We start from the raw sequence: 6,329 nt of genomic DNA, 5'->3' as shown, positions 1-6,329 counted from the left end.
CCGGGTGTCATACTGGTTTTTCAGAACGATGTGAACCGGCAGCTTCTGGTCAGCCGCCGCGGTGCTCAGATGCCGCTCCAGCTCCGGACTGATCATCCCGAAGCCGAAGGCAAGGAGCAGAAGTAGACCGCTCAGAACAAATCTCCTCATTAATACACCTCCGGTTTTGACTGCTTAATCAATTTTAATTTTATCGTCATCATTGTCAAATTTTTTAACTGCATTCCACCCTGCCGGGCAGAGCAAAAACCGCATTCTGCTTCGGTATCAAAACCGGTGAGTTATTCAGCCCGGCACAGACCCCATATCACCCCGGCAAACCTGACCGGAACTCCGGCCTCAATTGTGAAAGGTCTGTCTGACACCCTGCCCCGGCCCGAATCAACACCAGCACCAAAATCTGAACCCGGGATAAACCCCTCCCTGGGTCTTAGACCCAGCCATAAATCACAGCATAACAAGCACTCGTTCCCCCAACCGTATCCGGGCCTGCCCCGGGCTAGCCCCCCAAAATCGCTTCTGTAATGCTAACTATATGTTTATCAATGAGATAACTTAAACTTGATTTGTGCATGACTGAGCACATATTTCTGTCCAGGACAGGGTTGAGATAGACACAGAACCTCTTGATTTTTACTGATAACTGTATTAGTCTATTCTGTTATGAAATGGCTGTTCGGACATCGGAAGCCCGGGTCAAAGGTCTCAAGTCTCCTTTCCTTCTGGCATTTGCTGGAGACTGTTGACCTTAACCGTCCGGAACTGGCAGATAAACTGCGCGACTTTTCTGTCCGGCTTGAAAAGGAGCTGGAATCAGCAAAAAATGGGGTAACTATCAGGACACAGTCCGGCCGGGTTGAGGATGTTGATTTTGTCTTTGATGTTCTCAACCGTCTCCCCCAACCACCGGAGCGGCTGACGCCCTTGCCGGAAGATGAGGATTTCACCTGGGAAAAGGCAGAAACCGGACTGGGACCGGTTGCGCGGGTGGTCAACCGGATCCGGATCACATTCCAATCCGGGATCGTCAGCGAATATGAAAAGCTGCTGGCTGAAGCCCGGCGCCGGAACGCCCCGCAGGCTGAGCTCGAGGGTTTGAAATCGGAGCTGGAAACTGAAATCCGACAGGTTGACCTTGAATTCCGACGCCATCTGAAGAATCTGATGCTGCTCTATCAGCTTTATGAGCACTGTCTGCACGCCCTTGCCCGTGCCGGTTCACCCGAAGTTGAGCAGGAACTGATCAAACGGCTGCGGGCAGCCCAGCCTCAGGAACGGATTTTTGCCCTGAAGGCGCTCCGGCGCCGCCAGTTTCAACCGCGCACACCGGAACAGACACTGGACTACTGGCTTGCTCAGGCAAAACTGCTGGACCGGGATGCTGAGCGCAGACAGGCCGAGCGGGAGCTGGAACGCCTGATCATGCAGACCGACAGCTTTGATTCGCTTGCCTGCCTGCTTGAACCCCGCCTGGCAGAAGAGGGGATGATCAACCTCCAGTCGCGGGTGCTGGAGCGGATGGCAGAGGTCGCTCCGGAAAAAGCCCTGCACCGGTTCGAACAGCTCATCACCAACACCGAAGAACCGCCGGAGCTGAAAATCGTTGCGGTTCAGACTACCGCCCGGCTCCTGCTGCCGGTTCATCTGGAGCCTGCGGTCAAACTGCTGGTGACCGCGCTTGATGACCTCGAAACTGAGGTCAGAGTGAATGCGGCAATGGCACTGGGTGCGGTGCCGGAAAATACCCCGGCTCGGATCCGCACCATCGCACTCGATCGGTTGCTTTTTGCTCTGCGAGACGGCGACCTTGAGGTCCGGCAGGCGGCAGCGCGGTCAATCACACCCCGGAATTACCCGGACGCCGGAATCAGACTTGCGGAACTGCTCACCAGCGATAACAACCCGAACGCCCGCGAGTATGCCGCCCACGCACTTGGTCTGAACTTCCCCCCGGCACCGGAAACAACACCAGCACTGATTCAGGCGCTCAGCGACCCTGATGCAGCGGTGCGCAAGGCGGCAGCCGAGGCGCTCGTTGCTCAGCGCAATGTCCCGACCGATCCCCGGACCCGGCTCCAGTTTTTCTGCGCCCGGCAGGACTGGGGAGCGCTCAGCAGCGCCGGAAAGGCGGCGCTGGAATGTCTTCTGCCCCGGCTGCGTGATCTCCGCCCGGAAATCCGGCTGGAAGTTGCCCGGCTCCTGGGCCGGATCAAGGCACCGGAGGCGGTCCATGACCTGTGTGTTGCCCTCTCCGATTCCAGTCAGGAGGTACGCAAAGCCGCAGCCCGGGCACTGGCGGAAATCGGCGACCCGGATGCCATTCCTGCCCTCAGGAGCGCAATCGGTCGGGAGGGGTTCCGGGAGGTGCGCGAGGAAATGGAACGGGCGGTGAAGAAACTGAGCTGATGTCAAATCTGGACAAGTGCTGCTCAAATTATTAAAATAGTTTATTAAAATGCTGGGTTTGTTGAAACGGCTCGTTCCGAGCAAGAGCGAACGGGAGGTAAGAAGGCTGAGGGAGAAGGTGGCAGAGATCAACGCCATCTATGAAACCTATAAAACCCTTGCTGACTCCGACCTGCCCAAAAAGACCGAGGAGTTCATCGCCCGGGTCCGGGACGGCGAATCCCTGGACTCGATCCTGCCTGAAGCCTTTGCCCTGGTCAAGGAAGCCTGCCGGCGGCTCGTCGGCAAGCGCTGGACCGTAACCAATCAGGAGATCACCTGGGACATGGTGCCGTTTGATGTCCAGCTGATCGGTGCAATTGTTCTCCATGAAGGCAAGGTGGCGGAGATGAAAACCGGGGAGGGCAAGACACTCGTGGCAACGATGCCGCTCTATCTCAATGCGCTGGAGAAAAAGGGGTGCCATCTGGTCACGGTTAATGATTACCTGGCACGGCGCGACCGGGAGTGGATGGGACCGATTTATGAGTCACTGGGCCTGACCGTCGGTTATATCCAGGCGGGAATGAGCCCGGAAGAACGCCGGCCCCAGTACGCCTGCGACATCACCTATGGCACCAACAACGAGTTCGGATTTGACTATCTGCGCGATAACATGGTCCTCGCCTGGGAAGACAAGGTCCAGCGGGGCCACCATTATGCGATCATTGACGAGGTGGACATCATCCTAGTTGACGAAGCCCGCACCCCGCTCATCATCTCCGGACCGGTCGGCTTTTCCAAGCAGAAGCAGCTCCAGGAACTGGTGCCCCTGATCAGCCGGCTCTTCCGGGAGCAGGACCGGCTGGTGGACCGGCTGGTCGAAGAAGGGGAACGGCTCTGGCGCCAGGGAAAAACCAGTGAGGCAGGAATAAAGTTCCTGCAGGCGCTCCGTGGATCACCGAAGAACAAACGGCTGATGCGGGTCCAGCAGGAGGAGGGGGTAAAAAGGACGATTGAACAGGTGGATGGAATCCTGCGCCGGGACAAGCGGCTCCCCGAAATTGATGCCGAACTGTTTTTCGTTATTGATGAACGGGATCATTCGGTTGAGCTGACCGACAAGGGGCGTGCCGCCCTGTCCCCCCATGATCCGAACTTCTTTGTACTGCCGGATTTGAGCACCGAGCTTGCCCGCTGGGATGTTGAGCCCGGACTCACTCCGGAGGAACGGGCACAGCGCAAGGAGGAAACCTACCGCCAGTTTGCGGAAAAGAGCGACCGGCTGGCAAACATCCATGCCCTGCTCAAGGCCTATGCCCTGTTTGAGAAGGATGTGGACTATGTGGTGACCCCGGACGGTCAGGTGGTAATCGTTGATGAGTTCACCGGCCGGCTGATGCCGGGCCGGCGGTTCTCGGACGGTCTGCATGAGGCGCTCGAGGCAAAGGAGCAGGTTCAGGTCCGGGAGGAGACCCAGACCTTCGGCACCATCACCCTGCAGAACTACTTCCGGATGTATAAGAAGATCGCCGGTATGTCCGGAACCGCCTTAAGCATCGCCAGTGAGCTTTATCAGGTTTATAAACTTGAGGTGATTGAAATCCCGACCAACGCACCGGTGCGCCGGATTGACTATCCGGATGTTGTCTTCCGCACCAAGAAGGCAAAGTATCAGGCGGTGGTCAAAGAAATCGTCAAATGGCACAGGCTCGGCCGGCCGATACTGGTCGGTACCACCTCGGTCCAGGCGTCCGAAGAGCTGGACCGGATGCTGCGCCCGACCGGCATCCGCTATTCAATCCTCAACGCCAAGAATCACGAAGCCGAAAGCCAGATCATCGCCTATGCCGGCCAGCCCGGGGCAGTAACCATTGCCACGAACATGGCGGGCCGGGGCACCGACATCAAGCTGGGACCCGGGGTGGTCAAGGGCGAGCGGTGCTATCTGATTTCCGGTGACGGCAAATGCGCCTACTGGGAGGAAAAACCCGGACGCTGCTATGAGGAAGTCCCCTGCGGACTGTATGTCATCGGCACCGAACGGCATGAGGCACGCCGGATCGATGACCAGCTCCGGGGCAGATCGGGCCGGCAGGGCGATCCCGGCTCATCGCGCTTTTTCCTCTCATTTGAGGATGATCTGCTCCGCCTGTTCGGCTCGGACCGGATGGCAGCGGTTCTTGACCGCTGGGCACCGGATGAGGATGAACCGGTTGCCAACAAGCTGGTTACCCGGGTGATTGCCAACGCCCAGAAGCGGGTGGAGATCCGTAATGCGGAAATCCGGCGTCACCTGCTGGAATATGACGATGTGATGAACCGCCAGCGGGAGGTAATTTACAGTCTGCGCGACACCATTCTCAAAGAGCCCGACCTCGCCGGTGTATTTAATGATATTCTGGATTTGTATCTTGACCGGCTGATTGAACAGTTTGCCACCGGCAATATTGATGAGTGGAACTGGGACGGACTGCGCGGCGAGATGCTCAAGACCTTTCTTGCCGATATCAATCCGGAGGAAATGGTCAAAACGGTGCACAACCGTCAGCAGTTGAAGTCGATGCTGGAAGAGATCGCCCGCCACCGGTATCAGCAGCTGGCCGGTGAGCTCGGTCCGGAACGGTTTCCCCAGTGGTGCCGCCGGATATTTCTCGGCACACTGGATGAAGCCTGGCGCGACCATCTGCACCAGCTCGATATCCTGCGGGAAGGAATTGGCCTGCAGGCTTATGGTCAGAAGGACCCGCTCGTGGAATACAAGCAGGAGTCCTTCCGTCTGTTCAGTGAGACGATGCAGGAATTTTATCAGCAGGCGCTGCGCGTGCTTTTCCGGCTCGACCCGAAAAGTGGTGAGGACCGGCTGAACCCGAGGACCCGGACACCGGTGCGTGCCTATAAACCTCAGGCGACTGCGGAAGCAGGCTCGCAACCGCCGGCATTGGGTCCGGGACCGGCACCCATCCGCCGGGAAACGCCCAAGGTCGGGCGTAATGACCCGTGTCCCTGCGGGTCCGGGAAAAAATATAAACATTGCTGCGGACGGGCGGGTATCCCGTCAGCAGCGGGCAGCAAAAACAGGACAACCAAATAAAAGGAGGAGCAATGGCAAAAATCCCGAAAAGCCGAATCATCCTGTATGTCGTCCTCGGCATCATCGTCATCATCGTCGGCATCTGGGTGATCCGCACCCGTTCTCAGGAATCAAGGGTGGGCAAGCGTGTTGTGGAGGTCGCTGACATTCCCAAGGAAGTCGCCCGCTGGAATGACATCCTCAACGACCTCGGGAAGGACTTCGCCGGACTGAGCGGACCATCAGCTGAAAAGGCGCAGGAGGTAATGGCTAAGGCACAGGCTGCGATCGCCGAGTTCCAGACTCTCACCGACCCAAAACAGCTGACCGACAAGCGCAATGAGATTCAGGACTATATTTCCGAACTGCGCAAGCTCAAACGGCTGGCGAAACGAGGGGAGTAGAAATAACAATCCCGGGCGGGGGTTTGGGAACTGAGATCAAACCCCCGCCCAAAGGAGCAGAAGATGAAACTGAGGATTATCATCTGGACGGCTGTCGGTATCCTGGTGATCGCCGGTATCATATTCATCATTGCCGGCAGCAAGAGCACCCAGCGCCGGATCACAGCAAAAGAAATCAAACTGCAGACTGAACGGACTGAAGCCAGCGTTAATCAGGTTACCGCCCGGCTGGCACAAGCAAAGGCGGTTCCGCTCTCTCCTGAAGCCGCGAGCTCACTGAATAGCGCGGAATCACTGTTAACCCAGGCGCGGACCCTGCTTGAGCAGACAAAGTCCGAGGCTGAACCAAAAACTGCAGAGGAGAAACTGCGCACCATCCACCGATTGCTCACCCGTGCCCGACGGCTGATCAGAACCGCCACCAAGCCGCAGCTAACTCCTCCTGCCAGTTCGCCGTGAGCCGAGCG

4 protein-coding genes are annotated in these 6,329 nt (G+C 57.7%); all 4 read left to right on the top strand.

What is annotated here, in order from left to right; translation table 11 throughout:
* The first annotated feature begins 663 nt into the window (after positions 1-663).
* The 4 genes from ABIK48_08675 (at position 664) to ABIK48_08660 (ending at position 6,321) form a co-directional block, all read left to right on the top strand.
* Positions 664-2,406 carry a HEAT repeat domain-containing protein gene (locus ABIK48_08675; GenBank protein MEO0022226.1) on the top strand — a complete coding sequence of 581 codons (1,743 nt, stop codon included), beginning with the start codon at positions 664-666 and terminating at the stop codon, positions 2,404-2,406.
* A gap of 49 nt (positions 2,407-2,455) precedes the next feature.
* Positions 2,456-5,479 (top strand): preprotein translocase subunit SecA, encoded by a 3,024-nt coding sequence (gene secA, locus ABIK48_08670; GenBank protein ID MEO0022225.1) that lies wholly within the window; start codon positions 2,456-2,458, stop codon positions 5,477-5,479.
* Positions 5,480-5,490: 11 nt separating this feature from the next.
* On the top strand, positions 5,491-5,862 hold the full coding sequence (locus tag ABIK48_08665) for a hypothetical protein (protein ID MEO0022224.1): 372 nt from the start codon (positions 5,491-5,493) through the stop codon (positions 5,860-5,862).
* A 63-nt stretch (positions 5,863-5,925) separates the two neighbouring features.
* Positions 5,926-6,321, top strand: coding sequence for a hypothetical protein (locus ABIK48_08660; GenBank protein ID MEO0022223.1), 396 nt, complete (start codon positions 5,926-5,928; stop codon positions 6,319-6,321).
* The last annotated feature ends 8 nt before the right edge of the window (positions 6,322-6,329 follow it).

The sequence above is a fragment of the candidate division WOR-3 bacterium genome, from assembly GCA_039801085.1.
Taxonomy (GTDB): domain Bacteria; phylum Hydrothermota; class Tepidihabitantia; order Tepidihabitantales; family Tepidihabitantaceae; genus JAOABP01.
Note: the sequence above shows the minus strand (reverse complement) of the source record. Positions and strands in the feature narration are given on the sequence as shown.

Excerpts from the sequence above, each read along its gene's own strand:
- ABIK48_08665 (MEO0022224.1), top strand. The coding sequence starts at position 5,491 with ATGGCAAAAATCCCGAAAAGCCGAATCATCCTGTATGTCGTCCTCGGC.
- ABIK48_08660 (MEO0022223.1), top strand. The coding sequence starts at position 5,926 with ATGAAACTGAGGATTATCATCTGGACGGCTGTCGGTATCCTGGTGATC.
- secA (MEO0022225.1), top strand. The coding sequence starts at position 2,456 with ATGCTGGGTTTGTTGAAACGGCTCGTTCCGAGCAAGAGCGAACGGGAG.
- ABIK48_08675 (MEO0022226.1), top strand. The coding sequence starts at position 664 with ATGAAATGGCTGTTCGGACATCGGAAGCCCGGGTCAAAGGTCTCAAGT.